We start from the raw sequence: 24,698 nt of genomic DNA, 5'->3' as shown, positions 1-24,698 counted from the left end.
CGCAGACCGGGGGACCGGCGACGCCCGGCCTTCCGCGCCCCCGCACCCCGGTCACGGCCGGTGCCGTCGCGAGGTGAGCCCGACGCCGACAGCCGCACCGGAGCCACCGGCGCGCCGCTCACCCCGCCCCAGACCACGCCCCACCCCAGGCACCACCGGCGCACGCGGTGGCTCACCGGGCCAGACCCGGACCACCGCCGTACGGAGCCCACCACACCGAGCAAGGAAGCACTCTTGAACGCCACTCCCGCATCCGACGGCCGTCCCCGTCCCACTGCCGGCGGAAGCTGCGACACGCAGACCCCGGAGGCGCAGGAACGCGAAACGGTTCCCCGGCAGAAGGGCAGCGGCCAAGAGGCCGAGCGTCCGCGCAGGTCCACCGTCGACCTCCTGGACCATCCGGACGCCGACACCGCCGCCCAGGTGGCGGCCATCGAGAATCTCCTGCGCTGCTGGGTGCGCGAGAACGACATGGCTCCTCCCTCCCTCGATCTCCTGCGGATCCCGCTGCCCGCCAGCGGCACCGCTCTCCTGGTCCCCGTCCACTACTGGTCGCCCACCGGATGGCACCGGTTCGGCCTGCCCCGCCTCGAGAATGGCCCCCGTGGCGCTCCGTGCGTCGACGCCGTCACGCTCGCCGCGCTGCTCAGCCGCGAGTCGGCGCGCACCGGCGAGACCGAGGCGCCGACCGACCCCCAGGACAACCACCGGCTCGCCGCGGACCCGGCCCCCGATATGGACCCGCCTCCGACGGCGGCCGAGGCCGAAGCCCCGGAACCCGGCCACGCCTCCCTCGACGCCGACCCGGGACCGTCCGGCGACAGCGGCGACCTGGTCGGCCGGGTCGCCGACTCGGTGCGCCGCACCGCCGAGTTCATCGCCGACCGCCGACGCAGCCCGACCGACTCCGCCGACACCTTCCTCGCCGCGGAGCAGTCCCTCCTCCTGGGCCACCCGCTGCATCCGACACCGAAGAGCCGCGAGGGACTCTCCGAGGCCGAAGCACGCCTCTACTCACCCGAGTTGCGCGGCTCCTTCCCTCTGCACTGGCTCGCTGTCGCACCCGACGCCCTCGCCCAGGACTCCGCCTGGACCGAACGGGGCCGCACGGTCCCCGCCGCCGACCTGACCGCCCGGCTCGCCGGCCCCGGCCTCGCCGTACCCGCCGGCCACGCCGCCCTGCCGGTGCACCCCTGGCAGATCCGCGAACTCAAGCACCGCCCCGCCGTCGCCGAACTCCTCGACGCCGGTCTGCTGATCGACCTCGGCCCCCACGGCGAGCCCTGGTTCCCCACCTCCTCCGTCCGCACCCTGTACCGGTCCGGCGCGCCCGCCATGCTGAAGCTGTCGCTCGGCCTGCGCATCACCAACTCCCGTCGCGAGAACCTCCGCAAGGAACTCCACCGCGGTGTCGAGGTCCACCGACTGCTGCGCAGCGGAATCTCCGAGCGGTGGCGCGCGGCCCACCCGGGCTTCGACATCGTCCGCGACCCGGCCTGGCTCGCCGTGGACCTCCCGGACGGCAGCGCGGCCCCCGGCCTCGACGTGATGATCCGCAACAACCCCTTCGGTCCGGCCGACGACGCCTCCTGCATCGCCGGGTTCGTCTCGCCCCGGCCGCCGGACGACATCGACGCCGCCGGTCCGCTCGGCCGCACACCGGTGGCCTCACGTCTGGAAGCCGTCATCACCCGCCTCGCGGCCCGCACCGGACGCCCCTGCGGCGCCGTCTCCGCCGAGTGGTTCCTGCGCTATCTCGAACACGTCGTGCGCCCCGTGCTCTGGCTCGACAGCGAAGCCGGCATCGCCCTCGAAGCCCACCAGCAGAACACGCTGCTGCTGCTCGACCCCGACGGCTGGCCCACCGGCGGTCGCTACCGCGACAACCAGGGCTACTACTTCCGTGAGTCCCACCGCGCCGAACTCGACCGACAACTGCCCGGCATCGGCACGCAGAGCGACACCTTCGTCTCCGACGAGGTCACCGACGAGCGGTTCGCCTACTACCTCGCCATCAACAACGTCCTCGGCCTGATCGGCGCCTTCGGATCCCAACAGCTCGCCGACGAGCGGGTGTTGCTTGCCGCATTCCGGCGCTTCCTCACCGAGGCCGCCACCGGCCCCACCCGGCTGCGCAGCCCGCTGCCGAGCCGACTCCTCGACGCGCCGACACTGCGCTGCAAGGCGAACCTGCTCACCCGGCTGCACGGCCTCGACGAACTCGTCGGCCCGGTCGACACCCAGTCCGTCTACGTCACCATCGCCAACCCCCTTCACTCCTGAACCCCATGTACCTGAGGACCATGCCCGACACGACATCCTGAGAGGAGCGTCGCTGTGCCCCCGACCGATGCGAGCACCGACGCCGGCACCACTCCTGTCGCCGACCCCGGCGGCATCTCCGCGGACACACCCGACCCCGTACACCGCACGGAGAACAGCGACTGCCAGGACACCCTCGACCTGCGCCTGCCCGACGAACTGATCGCGCTCATCGCCGAGCAGGACACGTCCCGCCCCGCCCGCACCGGCCCGGACGAAGCCCACCGCGAAGCCTCCGGGGCCACCACCCCCGAGGCTTCGGCCCTGGACTCGGCCTCGGTGGCCAAGGCGTCCTTGACCAAGACCTCCGACACAACGGCCTATGCCGAGCACGATCTCCTCGACGACGTGGGGGAGTGGGGCCCCGTCACCACCGGCGCGGGCGTGTTCCAGCTCGTCCCCGCCCGTATCGACCGGGACCTGGTGCTCATCAGCCGCTGGATGAACGACCCGGCCGTCGCCGCGTTCTGGGAACTGGCCGGTCCCGCCGAGGTCACCGAGCGTCATCTGCGACCCCAGGTCGAGGGCGACGGACGCAGCGTGCCCTGCCTCGGCGTCCTGGACGGCAGGCCCATGAGTTACTGGGAGATCTATCGCGCGGACCTCGATCCGCTGGCCCGCCACTACCCCGCCCGCCCGCACGACACCGGGATCCACCTCCTCATCGGTGGCGTCGCCCATCGCGGCCGAGGACTCGGCACCACACTGCTCACGGCCGTGTCCGACCTCGTACTCGACCATCGCCCGCAATGCGCACGCGTCGTAGCAGAACCCGACCTTCGCAACACCCCCTCCGTCTCCGCTTTCTTGAGCGCAGGATTCCGCTTCTCCGCCGAGGTGGACCTCCCCGACAAACGGGCCGCGCTCATGGTCCGAGACCGAGCCTTGCGCGCCGTGCTCCGACCCAGTCACTCTCAGTAACGATACTCGACCTCATCCGGTTCCCGCCCGAGGAGATCCCGTGCCGAATCCGTCCGTCGTCCCGAGTTCCGGAGAGCCGCCCGTCCTCTACGCCCCGCCCGAACTCACTCCTGACGCCTGGACCCGGGCAGGCGGACGGCTGCTGGCCAAGCTGATCGGTGAGTTCGCCTACGAGGACATCCTCCGCCCGGTGGCCGACGACATAGAGCAGTCGCCGGAGCCCGCGCGCTCCGGCTACACCCTGGCCGTGCCCGGCGCCGACGGACAGCCCCGAGACGAAGGGCCCGGAGCCCGAACCGCGGCCGGCGGAATACTCCGGTTCCGGGCCCGCCGTGGCGCGTACGGCAGTTGGCAGGTCGACCCGGCGAGCATCACCTGGACACCGGAGCCCGGAACGGACCCGGGCCCCGCGCCGGAAGCCCGGCCCTTCACCGACCCCCTCGCGTTCCTCGTCCGCGCCAAGCACGTCCTCGGCCTCGACGGCATCACCCTCGGCCACATCATCCGCGAACTCACGGTCACACTCGCCGCGGACGCCCGGCTCGATCACACCGCCCTGACCTCGGCCCAGCTCGCCGACCTCGGCTACGCGGAACTCGAAGGACACCAGACCGGCCACCCCTGGCTCGTCCTGAACAAGGGGCGCCTCGGCTTCTCGGCGACCGACACCGCGCTCTGGGCCCCCGAGGGCCGACGCCCCACCCGGCTTCCCTGGATCGCCGTCCACACCGACCTGGCCGCCTACCGGGGCGCGACGGGCGCGGGCCTGGAGTCCGCGGAGACCCTCTACTCCCGTGAACTGGACGCGGAGACGCGGGAGCTGTTCGCCGCGACACTGCGCGACCGGGGCCTGGACCCGTCGGCGTACCTCTATCTCCCCGTGCACCCCTGGCAGTGGGACGACGTCGTGCTGCCGCTGTTCGCGCCCGCCGTCGCGGCCGGCGCGATCGTCCCGCTGCCCGCCGACAGCGACGTGCGTCTGCCGCAGCAGTCGATCCGCACGTTCCTCAACACCACGCGCCCCGAGCGGCTCACCGTGAAGCTGCCCCTGTCCATTCTCAACACCCTTGTCTGGCGCGGGCTCCCCACCGAGCGCACCCTCGCGGCACCCGCCGTCACCACATGGATGCATGCACTGCGCGACGCGGACCCCTTCCTGCGGGACGAATGCCGGGTCGTCCTGCTCGGAGAAGTGGCCTCGGTGGCCGTCAGCCACCCCCTGTACGACGGACTCGACGAAGTTCCCTACCAGTACAAGGAATTGCTGGGCGCGATCTGGCGCGAGCCGGTGTCCCGACAGCTCGCCCCGGGAGAACGCGCGCGTACGCTCGCCTCCTTGTTGCACACCGACCCCGAAGGACGCGCCTTCACGGCAGAGCTGGTCGCCCGCTCCGGCCTCGCCCCGAGGACCTGGCTGCGCAGGCTCTTCGCGGCTCTGCTGCCTCCTCTGCTGCGCTTCCTCTACCGCTACGGAACGGTGTTCTCGCCCCACGGGGAGAACGCCATCGTCGTCTTCGACGACCAGGACGTCCCCGTACGGCTCGCTGTCAAGGACTTCGTGGACGACGTGAACATCAGTGCGGTTCCCCTCCCCGAGCACGACGCCATGCCGCAAGAAGTCCGCGACGTGCTGCTCACGGAGCGTCCCGACTTCCTCACGCAGTTCATCCATTCCGGTCTGTTCGTGGGGGTCTTCCGCTACCTGGCTCCGCTGTACGAGGAACAACTCGGCGTGCCGGAGCACGAGTTCTGGTCGCTGTTGCGTGCCGAGATCCTGCACCACCACGCCCGCTTCCCCGAGCTCAAGGACCGCTACGAATTGTTCGACCTGCTCACCCCGCAGATCGAGCGCCTGTGCCTCAACCGCAACCGGCTGCACCTCGACGGATACCGCGACCGTGCCCACCGCCCGCATGCCGCCGTGGAGGGCACCGTCGACAATCCCCTGCATCAGCTGTGATCGCAGGATTGTCAGTGGGGCCCCTTAGGGTGGTCGAGCTATGACGAAGCCCTCACTCCCCGATCTCCTGCACGCCGCCGTGACCGCTGTCGGCGGCACCGAGCGGCCTGGCCAGGTCACCATGGCCGAGACCGTCGCCGAGGCGATCGACGACGGTTCCCATCTGCTCGTCCAGGCGGGCACCGGCACCGGAAAGTCGCTCGGCTATCTGGTGCCGGCCCTGGCTCACGGGGAGCGCGTCGTGGTGGCGACCGCCACCCTGGCGCTGCAGCGCCAGCTCGTGGAGCGGGACCTGCCGCGCACGGTCGAGTCCCTGCATCCCCTGCTGCGGCGCCGCCCCGACTTCGCCATGCTCAAGGGCCGGTCGAACTATCTGTGCCTGCACCGGCTCCACGAGGGTGCGCCTCAGGAAGAGGAGGAGGGCCTGTTCGACCAGTTCGAGGCGGCCGCTCCGACCAGCAAGCTGGGTCAGGACCTGCTGCGGATGCGGGACTGGGCGGACGAGACGGAGACGGGTGACCGGGACAACGTCACCCCCGGCGTCTCCGACAAGGCGTGGTCCCAGGTGTCCGTCTCCTCGCGCGAGTGTCTCGGGGCCTCGAAATGCGCTTACGGGCAGGAGTGCTTCGCTGAGATGGCCCGCGAGCGCGCCAAGCTCGCCGACGTCATCGTCACCAACCACGCGCTGCTCGCGATCGACGCGATCGAGGGCGCCCCGGTGCTGCCCCAGCACGAGGTGCTGATCGTCGACGAGGCCCACGAGCTGGTCTCCCGGGTCACCGGTGTCGCCACGGGCGAGCTGACCCCCGGGCAGGTCAACCGCGCGGTGCGCCGCGCGGCCAAGCTCGTGAACGAGAAGGCGGCCGACCAGCTGCAGACCGCAGCCGAGGGCTTCGAGCGGATCATGGAGCTGGCTCTGCCGGGCCGTCTCGAAGAGATCCCCGAGGACCTGGGATACGCGCTGATGGCGCTGCGCGACGCGGCCCGCACCGTGATCACCGCCCTCGGCTCGACCCGGGACAAGTCCGTCCAGGACGAGGATGCGGTGCGCAAGCAGGCCCTCGCGTCGGTCGAGACGATCCACGACGTCTCGGAGCGGGTGACGAACGGGTCGGAGTGGGACGTCGTCTGGTACGAGCGCCACGACCGCTTCGGCGCCTCGCTGCGCGTGGCCCCCATGTCCGTCTCGGGACTGCTCCGCGAGAAGCTCTTCACGGACCGCTCGGTGGTCCTGACCTCGGCGACCCTGAAACTCGGCGGGGACTTCAACGGGGTGGGGGCCTCCCTCGGCCTCGCTCCCGAAGGAACCACCGGTGACGATCTGCCCGTATGGAAGGGCGTCGACGTCGGCTCGCCGTTCGACTACCCGAAGCAGGGCATCCTCTACGTGGCCAAGCACCTGGCCCGCCCCGCGCGCGAGGGCACCCGCACCGACATGATGGACGAGCTGACCGAGCTGATGCAGGCCGCCGGCGGCCGCACCCTCGGACTTTTCTCCTCCATGCGGGGCGCTCAGGCCGCCGCTGAGGAACTGCGCGGCAGGATCCCGGAATTCCCGATCCTGCTCCAGGGCGAGGACACCCTCGGAGAGCTGATCAAGGCCTTCGCGGCCGATCCGAAGACCTGCCTGTTCGGCACGCTCTCCCTGTGGCAGGGCGTGGACGTGCCGGGCGCCAGCTGTCAGCTGGTGGTCATGGACAAGATCCCGTTCCCCCGCCCCGACGACCCGCTGATGAGCGCCCGGCAGAAGGCCGTGGAGGACGCCGGCGGCAATGGCTTCATGGCGGTGGCGGCGACCCACTCGGCCCTGCTGATGGCCCAGGGCGCGGGCCGTCTCGTTCGTGCGACGGGTGACAGGGGTGTCGTCGCGGTCCTCGACCCCCGACTGGAGACGGCCCGCTACGGCAGCTATCTGCGGGCCTCCATGCCGAACTTCTGGTACACGACGGATCGCAATCAGGTGCGTCGCTCCCTGGCGGCGATCGACGCGAAGGCCAAGGCCGAAGAGGAGTGACCCGCCTTCCGGGACCGGACGCGGACAGCGTTGGGCCCCGGAACCGGCGCAGTTGGTTCCGGGGCCCGGTCAGGGAGGTGCGTCAGACGCGCCGCAGAACGGCCACCACCTTGCCCAGGATGGTCGCCTCGTCACCGGGAATCGGCTGGTACGCGGAGTTGTGCGGGAGCAGCCACACATGGCCGTCCTCGCGCTTGAAGCGCTTGACGGTGGCCTCACCGTCGAGCATCGCCGCGACGATGTCGCCGTTCTCCGCGACCGGCTGGCGGCGGACCGTGACCCAGTCGCCGTCGCAGATCGCGGCCTCGATCATCGAGTCGCCGACGACCTTCAGCACGAACAGCTCGCCGTCGCCGACCAGCTGCCGGGGGAGCGGGAAGACGTCCTCGACCGACTCCTCGGCGAGGATCGGCCCACCGGCGGCGATCCGGCCGACCAGAGGCACGTACGAAGCGGCCGGCTTACCGGTCGTGTCCGTCGGCTGCGCGCTGGGCTGGTCCGAGCCGCGGACCTCGTACGCCCGGGGGCGGTGCGGGTCGCGGCGCAGGAAGCCCTTGCGCTCGAGTGCCATCAGCTGGTGGGCGACCGACGACGTGCTGGACAGGCCCACCGCCTGGCCGATCTCGCGCATGGACGGCGGGTACCCCCTGCGCTGAACCGAGTCCCGGATGACCTCGATCACGCGGCGCTGGCGGTCCGTGAGCCCGGAACTGTCCGCCCGGATTCCTGGAGGTCGGCCGGGCAGAGAGCGCCCTGGCTTGGGCCCCTCCTGGCTCATGGCTGCGTCATTCATGGCATGCACCGGCTCGAGTCGGCCCTGGGCGCGGCCCTGGGCAGTGATGGCGGCACTGTCTGCGGTCGTGGTCACGTCGGTCGGCCCCTCTCGAGAATGTCTCCCTAGCTAGCCAACGGTAGTTCCTTTCGAAAGGTTGCGCCAAACACACGTTCGAGTGAAAAATCGCAGATTACTTGTTGTGATCATGCGCCTAGGTGTATGGCTGCCCTCGCGAAAGAACGGCAATTCGGTTTAATCCGGTACGATTCACCGCCGGGACCGAGACCTGCCGTGCGGGCCCGCCCAGTCTGCCACTCGCCGCCCCACTGATCCCGCACCGCCCCTGTTCTCGCGTGCGTCGCACCGCCGGGGCCGTGTTCTGGGGGCCTGCGTGCGAGGCGCCAAGAGCCGCCGGGTCCGCGACACGCGCTAGGGTCGGAAAAGCAGCCAAACCCCAGATGTAGTGGTTGGATTGCATCAGCAGCCCAGAAGTTGTGGTCCCCGGTCTTCCGGGGCCGTGGTCATCACCTATGCTGGGGGCTGCTGCGAGAGGCGGGATCAGCCTCTCGGGGCTATCGCGTCGTGCCGTGAAGGAGGGTTGGGAGTTATGCACTGCCCCTTCTGTAGGCATCCCGACAGCCGTGTCGTCGACAGCCGTACCACCGACGACGGCACATCGATCCGCCGGCGCCGTCAGTGCCCGGACTGCTCCCGTCGTTTCACGACGGTGGAGACCTGTTCACTGATGGTGGTCAAGCGGAGTGGCGTGACCGAACCCTTCAGCCGCACCAAGGTCATCAACGGCGTACGCAAGGCGTGCCAGGGCCGGCCGGTGACCGAGGATGCCCTCGCCCTGCTCGGCCAGCGGGTCGAGGAAGCGGTGCGGGCCACCGGCAGCGCCGAACTGACCACTCATGATGTGGGCCTGGCCATACTGGGCCCGCTTCAGGAGCTCGACCTCGTGGCCTATCTGCGTTTCGCGTCCGTGTACCGGACGTTCGACTCGCTGGAGGACTTCGAGGCGGCGATCGCGGAACTGAGGGAACATGCGCCGCCCGGCGCGGGAGCGGACGGCCCGGGCGGAGCGTGCGCAGAGGGCGACAGCGGGCCCGGAGGGACCGGCGGTGTCCCCGTGGTCCCTGTGCCCGCGCACGCCGCCGACTGACCGGCAGGGGCCGGGCGGCGGCGAACCACAGACCTGTTGCGGGCGGCAAGAGCGGCGTCCGCGACACAAGACACACACAGTGCCACGGGAAGATCGAGGCACTTTAAGGCGTTTTAGCCTGATATGGGAGGCGGCATGACAGAGACGGCGAGCGGCCCGGCACGAGGTTCCCGCACCAAGGGTTCCAAGGCGACCAAGGGTCTGCGGATCGAGCGCATCCACACCACCCCCGGCGTGCACCCGTACGACGAGGTGGAGTGGGCGCATCGCGACGTCGTCATGACCAATTGGCGCGACGGCTCGGTCAATTTCGAGCAGCGTGGCGTCGAGTTCCCCGAGTTCTGGTCGGTGAACGCGGTCAACATCGTCACCAGCAAGTACTTCCGCGGTGCTGTGGGCACTCCGCAGCGTGAGGTGAGCCTCAAGCAGCTCATCGACCGCATCGTGAAGACGTATCGGAAGGCCGGCGAGGACTACAAGTACTTCGCGTCGCCCGCCGACGCCGAGATCTTCGAGCACGAGCTGGCGTACGCCCTCCTGCACCAGATCTTCAGCTTCAACTCCCCGGTGTGGTTCAACGTCGGCACGCCGCAGCCCCAGCAGGTCTCCGCCTGCTTCATCCTTGCCGTCGACGACTCCATGGAGTCGATCCTCGACTGGTACAAGGAAGAGGGCATGATCTTCAAGGGCGGCTCCGGCGCCGGCCTGAACCTCTCCCGTATCCGCTCCTCCAAGGAACTGCTGTCCTCGGGCGGCAACGCCTCGGGCCCGGTCTCCTTCATGCGCGGTGCCGACGCCTCTGCAGGAACGATCAAGTCGGGTGGCGCCACGCGTCGCGCGGCCAAGATGGTCATCCTGGATGTCGACCACCCCGACATCGAGGACTTCATCGAGACCAAGGTGAAGGAAGAGGAGAAGATCCGCGCCCTGCGCGACGCGGGCTTCGACATGGACCTGGGCGGCGACGACATCACGTCCGTCCAGTACCAGAACGCCAACAACTCGGTCCGCGTGAACGACGCGTTCATGAAGGCGGTCGAGGAGGGCGGCAAGTTCGGCCTCACCTCGCGCATGACCGGCGAGACCATCGAGGAGGTCGACGCCAAGTCGCTCTTCCGCAAGATGGCCGAGGCGGCCTGGGCCTGTGCCGACCCCGGCATCCAGTACGACGACACCATCAACCACTGGCACACGTGCCCGGAGTCCGGCCGCATCAACGGCTCGAACCCGTGCAGCGAGTACATGCACCTGGACAACACGTCCTGCAACCTCGCCTCGCTGAACCTGATGAAGTTCCTCAAGGACGACGGCAAGGGCAACCAGTCCTTCGACGTCGACCGCTTCGCCAAGGTCGTCGAGCTGGTCATCACCGCGATGGACATCTCCATCTGCTTCGCGGACTTCCCCACCGAGAAGATCGGCGAGAACACCCGCGCCTTCCGTCAGCTCGGCATCGGCTACGCGAACCTGGGCGCCCTGCTCATGGCGACCGGCCACGCCTACGACTCCGACGGCGGCCGCGCCCTCGCCGGCGCCATCACCTCGCTGATGACGGGTACCTCGTACAAGCGCTCCGCCGAGCTGGCCGCGGTCGTCGGCCCGTACGACGGCTACGCCAAGAACGCCACCCCGCACCAGCGCGTCATGAAGCAGCACGCCGACGCCAACACCACGGCCGTCCGCATGGACGACCTGGACAGCCCGATCTGGGCCGCCGCCACGGAGGCCTGGCAGGACGTCGTCCGCCTCGGTGAGAAGAACGGTTTCCGTAACGCCCAGGCGTCCGTCATCGCGCCGACCGGCACCATCGGTCTCGCGATGTCCTGCGACACCACCGGCCTCGAGCCCGACCTCGCCCTGGTCAAGTTCAAGAAGCTGGTCGGCGGCGGCTCGATGCAGATCGTCAACGGCACCGTCCCGCAGGCCCTGCGCCGCCTGGGCTACCAGGAGGAGCAGATCGAGGCGGTCGTCGCGCACATCGCCGAGAACGGGAACGTCATCGACGCCCCCGGCCTCAAGCCCGAGCACTACGAGGTCTTCGACTGCGCGATGGGCGAGCGCTCCATCTCCGCGATGGGCCACGTCCGCATGATGGCCGCCATCCAGCCCTGGATCTCCGGCGCCCTCTCCAAGACCGTCAACCTGCCGGAGACGGCGACGGTCGAGGACGTCGAGGAGGTCTACTTCGAGGCCTGGAAGATGGGCGTCAAGGCGCTCGCCATCTACCGCGACAACTGCAAGGTCGGCCAGCCCCTCTCCGCGAAGAAGAAGGAGCAGGAGAAGGCCGAGGTGACCGAGAAGACCGAGGCGACGATCCGCGAGGCCGTCGAGAAGGTCGTCGAGTACCGCCCGGTCCGCAAGCGCCTCCCCAAGGGCCGTCCCGGCATCACCACCTCCTTCACGGTCGGCGGCGCCGAGGGCTACATGACCGCCAACTCCTACCCGGACGACGGTCTGGGCGAGGTCTTCCTGAAGATGTCCAAGCAGGGCTCCACCCTCGCGGGCATGATGGACGCCTTCTCCATCGCCGTCTCGGTCGGCCTCCAGTACGGCGTGCCGCTGGAGACCTACGTCTCGAAGTTCACCAACATGCGCTTCGAGCCGGCCGGTATGACGGACGACCCGGACGTGCGGATGGCGCAGTCGATCGTCGACTACATCTTCCGCCGCCTGGCGCTCGACTTCCTGCCCTTCGAGACGCGCTCCGCGCTCGGCATCCACTCGGCCGACGAGCGTCAGCGCCACCTGGAGACGGGCTCGTACGAGCCCTCCGAGGAGGAGCTCGACGTCGAGGGCCTGGCCCAGTCGGCGCCGCTCGCCCAGGAGCTGAAGGCCGTCGAGACGCCGAAGGCCGAGGCCGCCGCCGTGGTCCCCGCTCCGCAGCAGGCGCACACCAGCGCCGAGCTCGTGGAGATGCAGCTGGGCATCCAGGCCGACGCCCCGCTCTGCTTCTCCTGCGGTACGAAGATGCAGCGTGCCGGCTCCTGCTACATCTGCGAGGGCTGCGGCTCGACCAGCGGTTGCAGCTGATCTGACGGCTCGGTCCGACCAGCCGGTCGGACCGGTCGCCTGACCTGAGGGCGGTGGAACCCCTGTGGTTCCGCCGCCCTTCGGCATGGCCGATCTGCGACAGCGTTACAGAGCGCCCATCGCCGACGTGAAGGCGTTCAGGTCGCCGTCGAAACCGCGGACGACCTCCTGGAACGTCCACGCGCCGTCGGCGTCCCGGGTGAACTCGGCGACGGTGGCCGCCGAGTGGGCCGCCACCGCGGAGAAGTCGTGCTCCGACAGGTCGGTGTACCCCTCGCGTATCCGTACGGCTGTGCTCGCCACGTTCCAGAAGGTCTTCGGCCTGCCGGACGGCTGCTCGTTCTGCTGGAGAGCGACGCCCACCACCACGCGCGTGTACTGCGCGCTCAGGCGGTCCAGTTCGAGCGTCATGACCTCGTCGAACCCGAACCCCTGACCGTTCCGGCTGTCCCTGTTCAGGACGATCGTCCCGTCGGGCGAGCGGCTGTCGAAGTGGACCACGTAGGCCGGTGTGCCGCGCGGGTCCTCACGGGTGTACGTGGCCGCGACCAGGTCCAGGTCGTCGGGTGGCGAGCCGACCGGGCTCGGGTCCCACTTCAGCCCGACCTCGACCTTCTCGATCCCCTTGCGGAGACTGCTCACCGAACTCCCCCTTCGCGGTGCGACATTGAGTGCTGCTCACACGCTACGTCGTCCCACCGACAACGGTGAGTCCGTCTCCCGACGGCGGGGTTCGCCGCGACCAACACGAACAAGACGCTCACGCGAGCGAGTTGCGCCCTGTGGTCGGTCGTGAGTTCGAGTTCGCATCGAGGGATACCGCCCACCCCCGGGTCAACGGAAAGCACTGCAGCGGAGAGTGACCCCATGTCACGTACCGCGCCGTACGATGGCGCGGTGCTGGTCAAGTGGATTCGCTGCACTGTGGTGGACCGTCGGGGGTTCGAACGGGGGCAGCGGAAATGGGCGGGGCTCCTCGGGGAGCCGGGGTTCCGGGGGCAGGGCGGCGGATGGAGCAGGCAGCGGCCGGATGTGGCCCATGTCTTCGGCTTCTGGGAGAGCCGCGCCTTCTACGACTCCTTCATGGCGCGCGCGCATGACCGGCTCGCGGCCGGTCAGTCCGGCACGTACAAGGACATGCAGGTGAGGCTCTTCGACTACCGCTTCGATGTGAAGACCGGTTTCGAACCGCGCTTCACGGACGCGGACGTGGTGCGGGTGGCGCACTGCCGAGTGCACGCCGAGCGGGCCGAGCACTACACCTTGATGCAGCAGAAGGTGTGGAACCCGGCGATGGCCGGCTCGCCCGGCATGGTGCGGGGTCTCTTCGGTGCGGCGTCCGACGAGGAGTTCCTGGTCCTGTCCATGTGGCGGTCGGCGGCCGAGCGCGGCAAGTACCAGGTGGGCGGGGTGGAGCGGTTGTCCCTGCGGGCCGAGACGGACGCCGACGTCTCCGCGGTCTCTGGCGACATCGTGCGGCTGGAGCCGACCTGGACGGTCTGAACGTGCCGCCACGCGCGCGTGCCGTACGGTCCGCCCGCTCTACGCCGGTCGGGCCGTACGAGTGCTCGAACCGGACCGATCCGATCTAGGGTCGAGGTATGGCACGACCGCGGCGCATCGTTCTTGTCCGGCACGGCGAATCCGAGGGGAACGCCGACGACACCGTCTACGAGCGCGAGCCGGACCATGCTCTGGCGCTCACCGAGACCGGGTGGCGGCAGGCCGAGGAGACCGGAAAGGAGCTCCGGGACCTGTTCGGCCGTGAACGGGTGAGCGTCTACGTCTCGCCCTACCGGCGTACGCACGAGACGTTCCGCGCCTTCCGCCTCGACCCCGACCTGGTGCGGGTGCGGGAAGAGCCGCGCCTGCGGGAGCAGGACTGGGGAAACTGGCAGGACCGCGACGACGTACGGCTCCAGAAGGTGTACCGCGACGCCTACGGGCACTTCTTCTACCGCTTCGCACAGGGCGAGTCCGGAGCGGACGTGTACGACCGGGTCGGCGCCTTCCTGGAGAGCCTCTACCGCAGTTTCGAGGACCCCGACCATCCGCCGAACGTGCTCCTCGTGACGCACGGTCTGACCATGCGACTGTTCTGCATGCGGTGGTTCCACTGGACCGTCCAGGACTTCGAGTCGCTGTCGAATCCGGGGAACGCCGAGACGCGGTCGCTCGTTCTCGGGGAGAACGGCAAATATGCACTCGACAGAGAATTCGAACGCTGGTGTGAACCGCGGCCCTACGGAGTCACCGGATAGAGTGGCGGAGCGATGATCGCTGACTCCTCTCCCGACCGGCGCATGGACCGCGCCCTGGCCAGCCTGCGTGGACTCTCCGTGGGAGACGCGCTGGGGTCACAGTTCTTTGTCCCGGCGAACTATCCGCTGCTCAAGCGCCGCGCGCTGCCGGACGGTGACTGGCAGTGGACCGACGACACCGAGATGGCGTGCTCCGTGGTCGCCGTCCTCGCCGCCCACGGCCGGATCGACCAGGACGACCTGGCGCGCTCCTTCGCGGAGCACCATGACTTCGACCGCGGCTACGGCCCGGCGGTGAACAGGCTGCTGCGACAGGTCCGCGAAGGCGGCGACTGGCGCGCGCTCGCGTCCGCACTGTTCAACGGAATGGGGTCGTGGGGGAACGGCGCGTCGATGCGGATCGCCCCGCTCGGCGCCTACTACGCCGACGACCCCGAGCAGGCCACCCACCAGGCCGAGATCTCGGCGTATCCGACGCACCAGCATCGTGAGGCCGTGGTCGGCGCGATGGCCGTAGCCGCCGCCGCGGCGCTGGTCGCCGCCCCGCAGGGGCCGCCACCGAACCCGCACGAGCTGCTCGACGGCGTGATCGCGCTGGTCCCGCGCAGCGCGGTGCAGGCCGGTCTGCGACGTGCCAGGGACATGCTCGACTACGGCGATCCGGGCACGGTCGCCGCGGTACTGGGCTGCGGGCGGCGGACGACGGCGCACGACACCGTGCCGTTCGCCCTCTGGTCCGCGGCGCGCGGTCTCGGAGACTTCGAGACCGCCTTCTGGAGCACCGCCCAGGTCGGCGGAGACCTGGACACGACCTGCGCGATCGTCGGCGGAGTCGTCGCCTCCGGCCCGGGTGGTGAGCCCTCGCCCGAGTGGGTCGGGCGCACGGAGCCGCTGCCGGAGTGGACTCCCGCCGCGTCGTCCCTCTGAGCGGACCAGGTCCTCTCACGCACATGCGGCGACCTGCGTCGCGGTGAGGACGTGCCGTGCCCGTCCCGCCCCCGGTGACAGGAGCGGGACGGACAGCGCGGCCGTGATCGGGGGACGTGCCGCCGTCGGCTACAGGGCCGGAGCGCCGCTGAGCGACTCCATGTCGCTCTTGCGTACGCGGATGACGACCGCGGCGACGAAGAGGGCGAGCACAGCCATGGCGGCCGCTGGGATGAACGCCGTCGATATCCCGTGGGAGAGCACTTCGTGGCTCCACGGAGCCGGCAACTGATGCGTCCTGGCGAACGCGGCCTTCTGCTCCGGGCTCGCCTCCGACATGAACGACGTGACCTGCTTGGTCGCCTCGTCGCGGCTGGCGGTGCCGAAGACCGTGGTCAGGATGGACAGCCCGAGAGAGCCGCCGACCTGCTGCGTCGTGTTGAGCAGGGCGGAGGCCGCGCCCGCCTCGTGCGGCGCCACTCCGGATACGGCCGTGACCGTGACGGTGACGAAGTTGAGCCCCATGCCGAACCCGAAGATCAGCATCGGCCCGAGCACACCACCCACGTAAGAACTGCCCGAGTCGACCATCGACTGCCACGCCAGACCGATGGTGACCAGGGTGGCACCGGTGATCAGGAACGGCTTCGGGCCCAGAGTCGGCAGCAGCCGCTGGGATATCCCCGCGCCCAGGGCGATCACGACGGTGACCGGCAGGAAGGCCAGGCCGGCGCGGATGGGGGAGTACCCCAGCACGTTCTGTACGAAGAGGACGATGTAGAAGAACATGCCGAACATCGCGGCGGCGAGGCTGATCATGATCACGTATGTGCCGGAACGATTGCGGTCGGCGAACATCCGCAACGGGGTGATCGGTTCCTTGGCGCGGGACTCGACGAGGACGAAGGCGGCGAGGAGCACCACGGCCGCGCCGAACGCGCCCAGGGTGAGCCCGTCGCGCCAGCCGTCGGACGCGGCCCTGATGAACCCGTAGACGAGCGCGACCATGCCGAGGGTCGAGGTGAGCGCGCCCGTGACGTCGAAGCGGCCGGGATGACGCTCGGACTCCTTGATGTAGCGCGGGGCGAGAGCGGCGATCAGTATGCCGATCGGCACGTTCACGAACAGGACCCAGCGCCAGTCGAGCCAGTCGGTGAGGACACCGCCGGCCAGCAGCCCCACCGCACCGCCGCCCGCTGAGACGGCGGCGAAGATACCGAACGCTCTGTTTCGCTCGGGGCCTTCGGGGAACGTCGTGGTGATGAGGGCGAGCGAGGTCGGCGAGGCGATCGCGCCGCCGACGCCCTGGAGCACACGCGCGGCGAGCAACTGCCAGGGTTCCTGGGCCAGTCCGCCGAGCAGTGAGGCGAAGGTGAAGATCAGGATGCCGGTGATGAAGACCCGGCGGCGCCCCAGAATGTCCCCGGCGCGGCCGCCCAGCAGCAGCATTCCACCGAAGGTGAGGGTGTAGGCGCTGACCACCCATGTCAGGTCGGTGGTCGAGAAGTTGAGCGCGGTCTGGATGTGCGGCAGGGCGATGTTCACGATGGTCGCGTCGAGCACGACCATCAGCTGGCAGGCGGCGATCACGGCGAGGGCGATACCGGGGCGCGGTGAGCGTGCGGCCGCCGGTTTCGGTGCGGTGGGCATGGGGTCGTGCGTCTGGATTTGATCGTGCGTCACAGGATGTCCCCCAGAAGCGAAGTAGTGAACGTAAGCGTTCACTAATCCAGACCATAGCGAGCCGCCCTTGGTGAACACAAGCGTTCTCTAACGGAGTTGACTCCAAAGGGTGGTCCGGGGTTGAGGGTTCCGCTGGATGCTTGCGGCAGGCATGGCTCGGCCCTGTGTGCGGCCTGGTGATTTCCGCGTTCGGGCCGTCGAAAGAACCTGTCTCGCCTGACATCCTGATGGTGGGGCGGGGCCTGTCGGGCCCGGCGATCTTGCGCCGACGGAGAGGTTGTCACGATGGATCCCCCAGGGGAGTGCTGCTGAACGTGCCCGTCCGTTTCGCCTCGACGGTGGTGGGTCCCCTTCGCCGGACGCGATCGTTCGTCGAACTCGCCACCTGCGTCCGGACCGCTCCCGACCCGCTCAACGGAGAGAAGACGATGGATACTTCGCGCTGGACGGCCGATCCCGCTCGGTCGGCCGTTTCCCTGCGCAGGCGTGGCCCCGTGCTGGAACGGGCCATTCTCGAAGCCACGCTCGAGCAGCTCAGCACGGTCGGCTGGAACGGCCTCACCATGGAGGGTGTCGCCGCCGGCGCGCAGACCGGCAAGGCCGCGGTGTACCGGCGCTGGCCCTCCAAGGAGGACCTCGTGGTCGACGCGCTGCAGGCCGGACTCCCGCAGGTGGACTCCGTGCCGGATCTCGGCAGCGTGCGTGAGGATCTGCTGGAGCTGTGTCGGCAACTGCGCGACGCCATGTTCTCGCGCCCCGGCTCGGCGCTCCGTTCCGTCATTCACGAATGCGACACCATCACTGCGGAACGCTTCCACAGCGTGATCGTCCAAGGGGTGGTCCAGCCTGGCGTAGAGCTGATCAAGGAGGTCGTCAGCCGCGGAATCAAGCGCGGAGATGTGCGTCAGGACGCCACCGACGCCTCCGTGTGCGACGTCATCCCGGCGATGATGATGTACCGCTCCAAGGTGTGCGGAAGCGAATGGCGGGACGAGGACCTGGTGGAACTGATCGACCAGGTCATGGTCCCTCTGCTGCTGCGGCACGCGGACTGAGGCGAGCCGGGTGTCGCGCCGCAGGCTCGGCGGCGTACGCTGTCTGGCGCCATGCCGTACGAAGCCCCCACCCACACCGTCGAGCGCTCATTGCGCGCCACCACCGGTGCCAAGATCATTGCCGGTGTCGACGAGGTCGGCCGCGGTGCCTGGGCCGGACCGGTCACCGTCTGCGCCGCCGTCACGGGGCTGCGTCGCCCGCCCGAGGGTCTCACCGACTCCAAGTTGATCAGTCCCAAGCGCCGCGAGACGCTCGCGGACGAGCTTGAAGGCTGGGTGACCGCGCACGCCCTGGGGCACGCGTCCCACGACGAGATCGACGACCTCGGGATGACGGCGGCTCTCCGCCTCGCCGCCGTGCGTGCTCTTGAAAGCCTGCCGGTGCGGCCCGACGCCGTCATCCTCGACGGGAAGCACGACTACCTGGGTGCTCCCTGGCAGGTCCGTACGGTGATCAAGGGTGACCGTTCCTGCATCTCCGTCGCCGCGGCTTCGGTGATCGCCAAGGTTCGTCGCGACAAAATGATGGCCGAACTGGGTCTCGACCATGCAGACTTCGGGTTTGCGGCCAACGCCGGCTACCCGTCGCCCGTGCATCGCGCCGCGCTGGAGGAGCGGGGCCCCACCCCGTACCACCGGCTTTCGTGGGCGTATCTTGATGCGCTGCCCCAGTGGCGGCACCTCAAGAAGGCCCGCAGTTGGGCGGAAGCAAGCGCTCCGGAGATCGAAGGTCAGCTCGGCTTCGACTTCTGACCCTTGCGTTCGCACTGATGTGCCACCCGCTGGCGCGAACCACACCCCCGTTTGATAGATATCAACCCATGCCTCTCATTCCCGAGGAGCCTCAGATTCACGAGAGCGCCCAGGGTCCCCGCGCCATGCCGGCCAGCAGCCGCACCGCGCCGACCCCCCGTCCTGTTCCCGGCCCGCGTCCCGCGGCGCCGTCGCGACCCGGTCGTCCGGGTCCCGCAAGGCCCGCACCGCCCGCGCAGCGCACGTCGCGTGAGTCGGCCGGGTCCCCCACGCCGGGGCCGAACGCCCCTGCCATCCCTTCGACTTCGGCCGCCCAGCCGCAGATCCAGCTCATTCCGGCCTCGGTCGAGGGTGCGCTGGACGCCGCCGAGGAAGCCGTGGACCTGCTGCTCGACACCGGTCGCGCGCCGGGCGAGGTGCTAGTGATCACCACAGGTGACCCGCACCCGTGGGCCGCGCACGAGCTGTCGTTCGGCGAGGCCGCCTACTGGGCCCAGCACGACGCGGGCGACGACGTCTTCTACGCCGATGCCGCCGCCCTGGGCCGTGCCACCGCGCGCCCCGTGGTCGTCGTCGCGCTGAACGGTGGCGTCGACGAGACGGCGGCGACGGCGCTGCCGCTCGCGCTCGGCCGGGCCGGTGCCCTGCTGGTCGTCTGCGGCGACCCGCAGCGCATCAACTCGCTGCTCGGCGCCGGGGTCTGACGCGCGGCTTGCCGGCTGCCCGCACCGGTCGACGGCGACCGGGGAGCCCGGCAGGCCGACGTGCGGACTCGTCGGAGGCCGCACGGTTCCAGAGCGTGTTTCGACAGTCCCGTTCGCCCGCGAGGCGGACGGGACTGTCGAAACACGCCCTAGCGTGCCGCGGCGCGGCGGAGCATCTCCGTCGCGGCGCCGCCGGTGCGTGGCGCGGACTGCTCGCCGTCACCGAGCACCTCGGCGACGGACCCGATGCTGGGGCGTCGGCCGCCGCGGCCCTCACCGAGCACCTGCCAGCCGTCACGCGTCATCGTGATGTACGCGCCACAGCGCAGGCCGTGCAGCGTGCAGGCGTCGCGCAGCCCCCACATCCACGCACCGTCCTCCTCCGTCCACTGGATGTCGCCGTCGCGGCAGTAGAGCAGGACGGCGGTACGGACCGGAGTGCGGCGGCGCAGATCGTGCGGGATCACCCGGCGCAGCTGTGACAGCAGGGAGTTGCGGAACGTCCAGCCGTCGGTGCCGTTCTCACGGCGGGTGAACGACGCGCTGGCGCGCAGCCGTTCCTCCGGGTCGAGCACCGCCACGACGGCGGTGCGCGGAATCGGTCGGTGGCGGGCGTGCAGACCGCTGACAACCTCGCGGGGATTGCGCAGCAACGGGATTCCGGCCGCCGCCCACTCCGCGGGTTCCAGCAGCCTGGTCGGTCGGTCGATTGAGTCTGCGGACCTCTCGGCGCGCATCGAGGACGCGGGCATCGATGTCGCCGAGGACGGAGCGAATCCGAAGGTCACGATCCTCCCTTCGGCTACTCGCCACCCGTGAGGGCAGGCGGGGTCGGACTGCGGGAGCGCACCGCGGCAGAGCTCTATCCGGGCCACGGGGGAGCCGCGCGGGGAGCAGCTCCAATTCTTCCCGTCGTACTGGCGCACGGCAACGAGCAATTAGGGCTCGGGACCGGTATTTGGCGATGCGTCGCCAATATCCCTGCCCAAAGGTTGCGCCATGGATGCCTACGTCAGCCCTGTACCGCGAGGACCAGCGGCAACACTCCCCCCGCACCGGCCCGGCGCAGCAGCCGCGCGGCCATCGCCAGCGTCCAGCCGGTCTCCATGAAATCGTCCACGAGAAGCACGGGGCCGCCCGCGCGTGCCAGCGCTTCGGAAAGCTCGGGCGAGAGCGTCAGGGTGCCGTCGAGAGCGCGCAGCCGCTGTGCGCTGTTGCTCCGGGGGATGTGCGCGGTGTCGCTGTCCGGCGCGTACTCGATCCGCCCCAGCAGCGGCATCCGGCCGACCTGGGCGATCCCCGCGCCGAGGGAGTCGATGAGCTGTGGGCGGGTGTGCGAGGCCATGGTGACGACGCCCACCGGGCGCGGTGGCGCGTCCGCGGCGTCGGATGCCCAGCCGCCGGGTCCCTTGGCCCAGTCGGCCAGCACCTCCACGACGGCTCGCGCCACGTCGTCGGGGACCGGCCCGTCCGGGGCCTGTGGTGTGAGCATGGGGCGCAACCGATTGCCCCAGCCGATGTCGGAGAGGCGGCCGAGGGCCCGGCCGGGCCCCGCCTGCTCGCTCGCGGGGATCCGTCCCTTGAGGTCGATGCCGACCGCGGCGAGTCCTGTGGGCCACATCTTGCGGGGCTCCACCTCCACGCCTGGGCGACCGAGTTCACCGCGTGCCGAGTCCAACGCCGCCGACGAGACCGAGGCCGTGAACCGGGCCCCCGCGCAGTTGTCGCAGCGGCCGCAGGGAGTCGCCTCCTCGTCGTCCAACTGCCGGCGCAGGAACTCCATCCGGCAGCCGGTCGCCGTCACGTACTCGCGCATCGCCTGCTGCTCGGCCTCCCGCTGCTTGGCGACCCACGCGTAGCGCTCGGTGTCGTACACCCAGGGTTGTCCCGTGGCGATCCAGCCGCCCTTCACACGGTGCACGGCCCCGTCCACGTCCAGGACCTTGAGCATGGTCTCCAGGCGCGAGCGGCGCAGTTCCACCAGAGGTTCGAGAGCCGGCAGCGACAGCGGCCGGTCGGACTGGGCCAGCACGTCCAGCGTGCGGCGCACCTGCTCCTCCGGCGGGAAGGCGAGGGAGGCGAAGTAGCGCCAGATCGCCTCGTCCTCCTTGCCGGGCAGCAGCAGCACCTCGGCGTGTTCGACTCCGCGCCCGGCGCGTCCCACCTGCTGGTAGTACGCGATGGGCGATGAAGGGGAGCCGAGGTGGACGACGAAGCCGAGGTCCGGCTTGTCGAATCCCATGCCGAGCGCGGAGGTCGCGACCAGGGCCTTCACCCTGTTCGCGAGCAGGTCCTCCTCCGCCTGCTGCCGGTCCGCGTTCTCGGTCTTTCCCGTGTACGAGGTCACGACGTGCCCGCACTGACGCAGATAGGCGGTGACCTCCTCGGCGGCCGCGACCGTGAGGGTGTAGATGATCCCGGACCCCGGCAGCTCGTTCAGATGGTCGGCGAGCCAGGCCAGTCGGTGCGCGGCGTCGGGCAGTTGCAGCACTCCGAGGCTGAGGCTCTCGCGGTCGAGCGGACCGCGCAGCACGAGCGCGTCCGAGCCGCCGCCGGTGCCGAGCTGGTCGGCGACGTCGGCCGTCACCCGCGCGTTCGCCGTCGCGGTCGTCGCCAGCACGGGCACGTCCTGCGGCAGGTCGGCGAGCATCGTGCGCAGTCGTCGGTAGTCGGGGCGGAAGTCGTGCCCCCAGTCGGAGATGCAATGCGCCTCGTCGACGACCAGCAGGCCGGTGGCCGCGGCCAGCTGAGGCAGCACGTTGTCCCGGAAGTCGGGGTTGTTCAACCGCTCCGGGCTGACGAGAAGCACGTCCACCTCGCCCGCCGCGACCTCGGTCCGTACGGAGTCCCATTCCTCCGTGTTCGACGAGTTGATCGTCCGGGCGCGGATGCCGGCCCGCTCCGCCGCCTCCACCTGGTTGCGCATCAGGGCGAGCAGGGGAGAGACGATCACCGTCGGGCCGCTGCCGCGCTCGCGCAGCAGGGCCGTAGCGACGAAGTACACCGCGGACTTGCCCCAGCCGGTGCGCTGCACGACCAGAGCACGTCTGTGGTCGGCGACCAGCGCCTCGATCGCCCGCCACTGGTCCTCGCGCAGCCGGGCCGTGCCGCTCGGGTCTCCGACGAGGCGGGCCAGCACGGTGTCGGCGGCCGTCCGCAGATCTTCGTTGCTCATGCCCCCCATGCAACCCGATGGCACTGACATCGCGCGAATGCGTCCGGCGAGCTGTGGACAACTTGTGTCGTGTCCCTGATCGAGGTTATCCACAGGCCAAAACGGAATCTTGCGATCCGGTGCATGGTCGTCGCATGACGAATCACATCGAGCCCGTCGGAACGTCCGGCGCGGCCAAGATCACTCTGCGCACTGCCGGCGAACTGGCGGAGGCGCTGCCCTATCTGCTCGGGTTCCGGCCCGACGACAGCATCGTGCTCGTCGCCCTCTACAAGGGGCGATTCGGCGGCCGGGTGCGACTGGGAATTCCCGAGCGCTCCGAGGACTGGCCCTCTGTCGCCCAGCAGCTGGCCCGGTGTCTGGTCGGCGGATGCGAGCGCAGGGACGGGCGGCCGGACAGCGTCGTCGCGTTCCTCTGCCAGGACGCGTCGGCCCGCAGCGGCGCGTCCGGACCGCCGGTCGTGGAGCGCCTGCGCCCGCTCGCCCAGCTTCTGCGGACCGAGTGCGGTGTGCTGGACGTACCGGTGACCGAGGCGCTGTGCCTCTCCGACGGGCGGTACTGGTCCTACTGCTGCCCACGCCCCGACTGCTGTCCGCCCGAGGGCAACGCCATCGCGGCCGAGGGCACATCGGTGATGGCGGCGACGGCCGCCTACGCGGGCATCCACGTGCGGCAGTCCGTGGCCGAGCTGACGGCGCGACTGGCGCCCCTGGACACGGCCCTCGTCCCGGACCAGACCCGAGCCCTGGACGCGGCGGCGATGGATCTCGTACCCCGGATCCTCGCGGGTGCCCCGCGTGAGGAGGTGGAGACGCAGACCTTGGGCCTGGCCCGGCTCGTACTGCGTCGCCTCGCCGAGGCCCCGTGCGTCGACGACACGCTGGACGCGGACCTGAGGGACGACGAACTGCTGGCGCATGACGAGGCCGCCGTTCTGATCCTCGGCCTCCAGGACAGGCTGACCAGGGACCGTGCGGCCGAGTGGATGGAGGGCGAGGAGGCTCCCGCGGCGCTGCGCCTGTGGCGGGCCCTGGCCAGGCGGTGCGTCGGAGGGTACGGCGAGCACGCGGCGGCCCCACTGACCCTGGCCGGCTGGGTGGCCTGGTCGCTCGGCGACACCGTCGAGGCGGACCATGCGCTGGAGATGGCGCTCAGCGTCGATCCGCAGTACAAGTTCGCCCGTCTGCTCAACCAGGCCCGCTCCGAGGGCGTCGACCCGGAACCGGTGCGGCAGTCGTTGCGCCGGGTGCGGGCTGATCGGGAGGCCGAGCCCGCGGCGGCCGACGCGACCGTCGGTGACGCTGCCGACGGCCTCGCGTCCGCGGAGGCCGGGACCGATGAAGAGCTGGTCCCGTGTCCGGTTCCGGAAGGCGCGGAAGAGGAGGCAGGGGACCCGGCCGCCGCGGTGCCGGTCGGCCCGGCGGACCCGGGGATCTCCCGGGCGGCCCGTGGTCTGGCGGCGGCGTTGCGCCGCAGGGGCGAGCGACGTTCGGGAGCGGGCAGCCGACCCGCCCGGGCGGGGACGCGGGCGCCGCGGCGCCCCTCGGGGCGACGCACGGGACGCCCGCAGTCCAGGGGGCACGGATGACGCGGGCCTCGGCCGCGGGTGGGCGGCGATGGTTCCTGGCGCTGTGGCGTTACTTGGGGCGGGGGCGCTCCGTTCACCTGAGGAGCGGAAGCGACGGCCGGGCCGCACCGCTTCCCTCCTCAGGTTCAGTCGCCCGGCAGCATGCCGGCGCCTCGCGCGACCGCGCGCGAAAGGAGGCGCCCCATGCGGGAGTCGAAGCCTTGGCTCATCACCCCCGGCGGCAGTCCCATACTCCGAGCCGTGCTCCGAGCCCCGTACGGGGACGTTCCCGGCCCCGTGCGTGCTGCGGCACATCCCTCGGACGGCGGAGGGTCGGCATTCGGGGAGCCGAAAGCAGGGGGAGAGAGGCCGTGACGTCCGACGC

General features: G+C 70.2%; 18 protein-coding genes. 13 read left to right on the top strand and 5 right to left on the bottom strand.

Annotated elements, in window-relative coordinates:
* Positions 1 to 234: 234 nt before the first annotated feature.
* Genes K377_RS08610 through K377_RS08595 form a run of 4 tightly spaced genes read left to right on the top strand, consistent with a single transcriptional unit; the run spans position 235 to position 7,217 of the window.
* The gene (locus K377_RS08610) at positions 235 to 2,283 is read left to right on the top strand and encodes an IucA/IucC family siderophore biosynthesis protein (protein ID WP_111662582.1); all 2,049 of its coding nucleotides are present in this window, start codon (positions 235 to 237) and stop codon (positions 2,281 to 2,283) included.
* Between the two features lie 54 nt (positions 2,284 to 2,337).
* Positions 2,338 to 3,243 carry a GNAT family N-acetyltransferase gene (locus tag K377_RS08605; protein WP_111662581.1) on the top strand — a complete coding sequence of 302 codons (906 nt, stop codon included), beginning with the start codon at positions 2,338 to 2,340 and terminating at the stop codon, positions 3,241 to 3,243.
* Positions 3,244 to 3,283: 40 nt separating this feature from the next.
* The gene (locus tag K377_RS08600) at positions 3,284 to 5,203 is read left to right on the top strand and encodes an IucA/IucC family siderophore biosynthesis protein (RefSeq protein ID WP_111662580.1); all 1,920 of its coding nucleotides are present in this window, start codon (positions 3,284 to 3,286) and stop codon (positions 5,201 to 5,203) included.
* 40 nt (positions 5,204 to 5,243) lie between these two features.
* On the top strand, positions 5,244 to 7,217 hold the full coding sequence (locus tag K377_RS08595) for an ATP-dependent DNA helicase (RefSeq protein WP_111662579.1): 1,974 nt from the start codon (positions 5,244 to 5,246) through the stop codon (positions 7,215 to 7,217).
* Positions 7,218 to 7,299: 82 nt separating this feature from the next.
* Here K377_RS08595 and lexA read toward each other — a convergent pair whose 3' ends face one another.
* Complete coding sequence (lexA, locus tag K377_RS08590) at positions 7,300 to 8,085, bottom strand: transcriptional repressor LexA (RefSeq protein ID WP_111662578.1); 786 nt, start codon at positions 8,083 to 8,085, stop codon at positions 7,300 to 7,302.
* A 514-nt stretch (positions 8,086 to 8,599) separates the two neighbouring features.
* Here lexA and nrdR point away from each other — a divergent pair.
* Together nrdR and K377_RS08580 are read left to right on the top strand one after the other, a co-directional pair.
* Positions 8,600 to 9,157 carry a transcriptional regulator NrdR gene (gene nrdR / locus K377_RS08585; protein ID WP_111662577.1) on the top strand — a complete coding sequence of 186 codons (558 nt, stop codon included), beginning with the start codon at positions 8,600 to 8,602 and terminating at the stop codon, positions 9,155 to 9,157.
* Between the two features lie 135 nt (positions 9,158 to 9,292).
* Positions 9,293 to 12,187, top strand: coding sequence for a vitamin B12-dependent ribonucleotide reductase (locus tag K377_RS08580; RefSeq protein WP_111662688.1), 2,895 nt, complete (start codon positions 9,293 to 9,295; stop codon positions 12,185 to 12,187).
* 105 nt (positions 12,188 to 12,292) lie between these two features.
* On the opposite strand, the gene K377_RS08575 is transcribed toward K377_RS08580, so the two are convergent.
* Positions 12,293 to 12,829: a TerD family protein gene (locus K377_RS08575; protein WP_111662576.1), complete on the bottom strand. Its 537-nt coding sequence runs from the start codon at positions 12,827 to 12,829 to the stop codon at positions 12,293 to 12,295.
* A gap of 255 nt (positions 12,830 to 13,084) precedes the next feature.
* On the opposite strand from K377_RS08575, the gene K377_RS08570 reads away from it, so the two are divergent.
* The 3 genes from K377_RS08570 (at position 13,085) to K377_RS08560 (ending at position 15,375) form a co-directional block, all read left to right on the top strand.
* A complete protein-coding gene (locus K377_RS08570; protein ID WP_111662687.1) occupies positions 13,085 to 13,690 on the top strand; it encodes a YdbC family protein in 606 nt (201 codons plus the stop codon).
* A 98-nt stretch (positions 13,691 to 13,788) separates the two neighbouring features.
* A complete protein-coding gene (locus tag K377_RS08565; RefSeq protein WP_111662575.1) occupies positions 13,789 to 14,448 on the top strand; it encodes a histidine phosphatase family protein in 660 nt (219 codons plus the stop codon).
* Between the two features lie 12 nt (positions 14,449 to 14,460).
* Positions 14,461 to 15,375, top strand: coding sequence for an ADP-ribosylglycohydrolase family protein (locus K377_RS08560; RefSeq protein WP_111662574.1), 915 nt, complete (start codon positions 14,461 to 14,463; stop codon positions 15,373 to 15,375).
* Positions 15,376 to 15,504: 129 nt separating this feature from the next.
* On the opposite strand, the gene K377_RS08555 is transcribed toward K377_RS08560, so the two are convergent.
* Positions 15,505 to 17,025: an MFS transporter gene (locus K377_RS08555; protein WP_111662573.1), complete on the bottom strand. Its 1,521-nt coding sequence runs from the start codon at positions 17,023 to 17,025 to the stop codon at positions 15,505 to 15,507.
* A gap of 461 nt (positions 17,026 to 17,486) precedes the next feature.
* On the opposite strand from K377_RS08555, the gene K377_RS08550 reads away from it, so the two are divergent.
* The 3 genes from K377_RS08550 to K377_RS08540 all read left to right on the top strand — a co-directional run bounded on the left by K377_RS08550 (position 17,487) and on the right by K377_RS08540 (position 19,570).
* Positions 17,487 to 18,113 carry a TetR/AcrR family transcriptional regulator gene (locus K377_RS08550; RefSeq protein WP_111662686.1) on the top strand — a complete coding sequence of 209 codons (627 nt, stop codon included), beginning with the start codon at positions 17,487 to 17,489 and terminating at the stop codon, positions 18,111 to 18,113.
* A gap of 51 nt (positions 18,114 to 18,164) precedes the next feature.
* Positions 18,165 to 18,866: a ribonuclease HII gene (locus K377_RS08545; protein WP_111662572.1), complete on the top strand. Its 702-nt coding sequence runs from the start codon at positions 18,165 to 18,167 to the stop codon at positions 18,864 to 18,866.
* Between the two features lie 68 nt (positions 18,867 to 18,934).
* Positions 18,935 to 19,570, top strand: a complete 636-nt coding sequence (locus tag K377_RS08540; RefSeq protein WP_111662571.1) for a hypothetical protein — start codon at positions 18,935 to 18,937, stop codon at positions 19,568 to 19,570.
* A 149-nt stretch (positions 19,571 to 19,719) separates the two neighbouring features.
* On the opposite strand, the gene K377_RS08535 is transcribed toward K377_RS08540, so the two are convergent.
* A complete protein-coding gene (locus K377_RS08535; RefSeq protein ID WP_111662570.1) occupies positions 19,720 to 20,358 on the bottom strand; it encodes a hypothetical protein in 639 nt (212 codons plus the stop codon).
* Positions 20,359 to 20,582: 224 nt separating this feature from the next.
* Positions 20,583 to 22,745 (bottom strand): RecQ family ATP-dependent DNA helicase, encoded by a 2,163-nt coding sequence (locus tag K377_RS08530; RefSeq protein WP_111662685.1) that lies wholly within the window; start codon positions 22,743 to 22,745, stop codon positions 20,583 to 20,585.
* Between the two features lie 134 nt (positions 22,746 to 22,879).
* On the opposite strand from K377_RS08530, the gene K377_RS08525 reads away from it, so the two are divergent.
* Positions 22,880 to 24,334, top strand: a complete 1,455-nt coding sequence (locus K377_RS08525) for a DUF4192 domain-containing protein (protein WP_111662569.1) — start codon at positions 22,880 to 22,882, stop codon at positions 24,332 to 24,334.
* Positions 24,335 to 24,698 lie beyond the last annotated feature (364 nt).

Source organism: Streptomyces sp. PsTaAH-137, assembly GCF_003259365.1.
In the GTDB taxonomy this organism is placed as follows: Bacteria; Actinomycetota; Actinomycetes; order Streptomycetales; family Streptomycetaceae; genus Streptomyces.
This window is presented reverse-complemented; position numbering and strand designations above follow the sequence as displayed.

Coding starts and splice junctions, on each gene's coding strand:
- K377_RS08530 (WP_111662685.1), bottom strand. CDS start 22,745: ATGAGCAACGAAGATCTGCGGACGGCCGCCGACACCGTGCTGGCCCGC.
- K377_RS08545 (WP_111662572.1), top strand. CDS start 18,165: ATGCCGTACGAAGCCCCCACCCACACCGTCGAGCGCTCATTGCGCGCC.
- K377_RS08555 (WP_111662573.1), bottom strand. CDS start 17,025: ATGCCCACCGCACCGAAACCGGCGGCCGCACGCTCACCGCGCCCCGGT.
- K377_RS08565 (WP_111662575.1), top strand. CDS start 13,789: ATGGCACGACCGCGGCGCATCGTTCTTGTCCGGCACGGCGAATCCGAG.
- K377_RS08595 (WP_111662579.1), top strand. CDS start 5,244: ATGACGAAGCCCTCACTCCCCGATCTCCTGCACGCCGCCGTGACCGCT.
- K377_RS08580 (WP_111662688.1), top strand. CDS start 9,293: ATGACAGAGACGGCGAGCGGCCCGGCACGAGGTTCCCGCACCAAGGGT.
- nrdR (WP_111662577.1), top strand. CDS start 8,600: ATGCACTGCCCCTTCTGTAGGCATCCCGACAGCCGTGTCGTCGACAGC.
- K377_RS08550 (WP_111662686.1), top strand. CDS start 17,487: ATGGATACTTCGCGCTGGACGGCCGATCCCGCTCGGTCGGCCGTTTCC.
- K377_RS08560 (WP_111662574.1), top strand. CDS start 14,461: ATGATCGCTGACTCCTCTCCCGACCGGCGCATGGACCGCGCCCTGGCC.
- K377_RS08525 (WP_111662569.1), top strand. CDS start 22,880: ATGACGAATCACATCGAGCCCGTCGGAACGTCCGGCGCGGCCAAGATC.
- K377_RS08540 (WP_111662571.1), top strand. CDS start 18,935: ATGCCTCTCATTCCCGAGGAGCCTCAGATTCACGAGAGCGCCCAGGGT.